Source organism: Enterobacter sp. C6 (assembly GCF_008122455.1).
Taxonomy (GTDB): Bacteria; Pseudomonadota; Gammaproteobacteria; order Enterobacterales; family Enterobacteriaceae; genus Enterobacter; species Enterobacter pseudoroggenkampii.
In genome coordinates, this window is sequence record NZ_QPFW01000065.1 from 1 (window position 1) to 2873 (window position 2873).

General features: G+C 61.3%; 4 protein-coding genes. 1 reads left to right on the plus strand and 3 read right to left on the minus strand.

The window, feature by feature from the left end; all coding sequences use genetic code 11:
* A partial coding sequence (locus DOU50_RS00540; protein ID WP_148768495.1) for a 3-oxoacid CoA-transferase subunit B occupies positions 1–603 on the minus strand: 603 nt, incomplete at its 3' end.
* A 2-nt stretch (positions 604–605) separates the two neighbouring features.
* Entirely contained in the window at positions 606–1313 is a 708-nt protein-coding gene (locus DOU50_RS00545) for a CoA transferase subunit A (RefSeq protein ID WP_048991574.1), read from the minus strand.
* Positions 1314–1453: 140 nt separating this feature from the next.
* Here DOU50_RS00545 and DOU50_RS00550 point away from each other — a divergent pair, with 140 nt between their 5' ends.
* Positions 1454–2347, plus strand: a complete 894-nt coding sequence (locus DOU50_RS00550) for a LysR family transcriptional regulator (protein WP_194266105.1) — start codon at positions 1454–1456, stop codon at positions 2345–2347.
* On the opposite strand, the gene hmuV is transcribed toward DOU50_RS00550, so the two are convergent.
* Positions 2344–2873: hemin ABC transporter ATP-binding subunit (hmuV, locus tag DOU50_RS00555; protein WP_148768497.1), on the minus strand; the 530-nt coding region annotated here is incomplete at its 5' end. The genes DOU50_RS00550 and hmuV overlap by 4 nt on opposite strands.

Here is a 2873-nt window from a genome sequence, read left to right on the forward strand (position 1 = left end):
CTTAGCCGCAATGTCGTCGATACTGACGCCGGGGGCGTATTCCCGCAGGATGAACGCGCCGTCCGCGATCTCGAGCAGCGCGAGGTCGGTTAAGACCCGGCGGATGCAGCCCGCGCCCGTGAGCGGCAGCGTGCAGCGCGACAGCAGCTTTGATTCACCGTTTTTTGACGCGTGGGTCATTACCACAATGATGTTCTGCGCCCCGGCGACGAGATCCATCGCGCCGCCCATGCCCTTCACCATCTTTCCGGGGATCATCCACGAGGCGATATTGCCCTCGACGTCCACCTCAAACGCGCCCAGCACGGTCAGGTCAACATGGCCACCGCGGATCATGGCAAACGACTGGGCCGAGTCGAAAATGGCCGCGCCTGTCCGTGCGGTCACGGTCTGTTTACCGGCGTTGATCATGTCGGCGTCGAGGCTCTGCTCGTCAGGAAAAGCCCCCATCCCCAGCAGTCCGTTTTCCGACTGGAGCATCACGTCCATTCCTTCCGGAATGTAGTTCGCCACCAGGGTAGGGATACCAATCCCCAGGTTGACGTAATACCCGTCGCGCAGCTCGCGGGCGACGCGCATGGCCATCTGTTCACGGGTTAACATCGTCACACTCCTTCCGCGCGCAGCGTGCGCTGTTCAATGCGTTTTTCAAACTGGCCGACAATCAGCCTGTCGACGTAAATGCCCGGGGTATGAATGGCCGACGGGGGCAGCTCGCCCGGGGGAACAATCTCTTCCACCTCGACGACCGTTATCCTGCCCGCCGTTGCCATCAGCGGATTAAAGTTTTGCGCGGTATGCCGGTAGACGACGTTGCCGTACCAGTCCGCTTTCCAGCCCTTGATCAGCGCGAAATCACCGGTAATGGCCTCTTCAAGGATGTAATGCTTACCGGCAAACTGGCGCACGTCTTTGCCGGCAGCCACGGGCGTGCCATAGCCGGTGGCCGTGTAAAATGCCGGAATGCCCGCGCCGCCCGCGCGCACCTTTTCCGCCAGCGTGCCCTGAGGCGTGAGTTCAATCTCCAGTTCACCGCTCAGCACCTGCCGCTCGAACAGCGCATTCTCGCCGACGTAAGAGGCCACTACTTTGCGAACCTGCCGCGTTTCGAGCAGGAGCCCGAGACCGAAACCGTCCACGCCGCAGTTGTTTGATACCACCGTCAGATCTTTCACCTGACGGCGTCTGACCTCTGCAATCAGGTTCTCCGGAATCCCGCACAGGCCGAAGCCGCCCGCCAGCAAAGTCATCCCGTCCGTCAGCCCATCCAGCGCCTGCGCATAGCTGTCGACGCGCTTATCCAGTCCCGCCATCGTCATTCCTCCTCTTAACCGTGGCGGTATCATTAGGGGCGGCGACTCATTTGTTAATTTTGAATTTGTGACCCACTCATTTGGTTTTTTTATTAATTTCCTGTTAACTAAATTTTTTCAATTAGTTAACAGGATGAAAAATGAGAATGAGTGTCAAACAGTTACGCGCGTTTTTAGCGGTAGCTCACACTCTGAATTTCGCCCACGCCAGCGAACGGCTGAATCTCTCCCAGCCGGCCCTGAGCCTGACGATTAAAGCGCTGGAGGATGCGCTGGGCGGACCGCTGCTGCAGCGGAGCACGCGCAAGGTCGCGCTGACGCAGGAGGGCGAGACGTTTTTGCCGATGGCGCGGCAGCTGCTTGCCGACTGGGATAACGTCGAAGAGGCGATGCACCAGTGCTTTACCCTGCAGCGCGGTAAAATCTCGGTCGCGGCGATGCCGTCGTTTGCCGCGAATGTTCTGCCCGAGGTGCTAAAAGCGTTTCGCGATCGCCATGCCGGGATCAACGTCACCGTGCATGACGTGATTAACGAGCAGGTGATTGAGATGGTGCGGGAAGGGCGGGTCGAGATGGGCATCGCCTTTGAGCCCGCGCCCACGCACAACCTGCTGTTTACCCCGCTGGGCCTCGACCAGTTTGTGGCCATTGTGCCGAAAGATTCCCCGCTGGCGGGCAAAAAACGCCTGACATGGGAAGCGCTGCTGACGCTGGATTTCATCACCCTGCAGCGCCCCTCTGCGGTGCGTCTGATGATGGAAGAGGAGCTGGCGCGAAGCGGCAGAAAGCTGGACGTCGCGCTGGAGAGCCATCAGCTGGTGACGGTCGGGCGGATGGTCGCAAGCGGGCTGGGCGGCAGCGCCGTACCGGCGCTGTGCAAGACGCAGATGGCGTCGCTGGGCGCGGTCTGTATTCCGCTGGACAGTCCGCCCATTGAAAAGTGTATCGGAGTGATCCATCCCGGGCACACGCAGCTTTCAAAAGCGGCGCATGCCCTGCTGGAAACGCTGAAGGATTTTTACCAGCCCGATTAAGGGGCGAGAAACACCTGCGGCGCGGCGTGAGCCGGATGCCTGCCGACGTGAACCTGTGCGCCGTACCAGCGCGCCAGCGCATCGGCCTGCAAAACGGTTTCCGGTGCTCCCTGGGACACGATTGTGCCGCCATGCAGCAGCAGGATGCGGTCCGCCCACAGCGCCGCCAGGTTGAGGTCGTGCAGCACCGCGCACACGTGCAGATGTCCCCGGCTGGTCAGGGATTTCAGCAGGCGCAGGAGATGCTGCTGGTGATAGAGATCCAGCGCAGAGGTGGGTTCATCAAGGAACAGCCAGCCGCGCGGGGCACCGTCGCACCAGAGCTGAGCCAGCGCGCGGGCGAGCTGAATGCGCTGCTGCTCGCCGCCGGAGAGTGCGGCAAACTGCCTGCCCGCCAGCGGTAAACAGCCGGTGATGGCCATAACCTCCTCAACAACCGACGCTTCTGGCGTGCGGGTCCAGGGCGCTCGCCCCATACCGACCACCGCCTCAGCCGGCCAGTCAAATCCGAGCTGCGTGTTCTGGC

Coding starts and splice junctions, on each gene's coding strand:
- DOU50_RS00545 (WP_048991574.1), bottom strand. CDS start 1,313: ATGGCGGGACTGGATAAGCGCGTCGACAGCTATGCGCAGGCGCTGGAT.
- DOU50_RS00550 (WP_194266105.1), top strand. CDS start 1,454: ATGAGAATGAGTGTCAAACAGTTACGCGCGTTTTTAGCGGTAGCTCAC.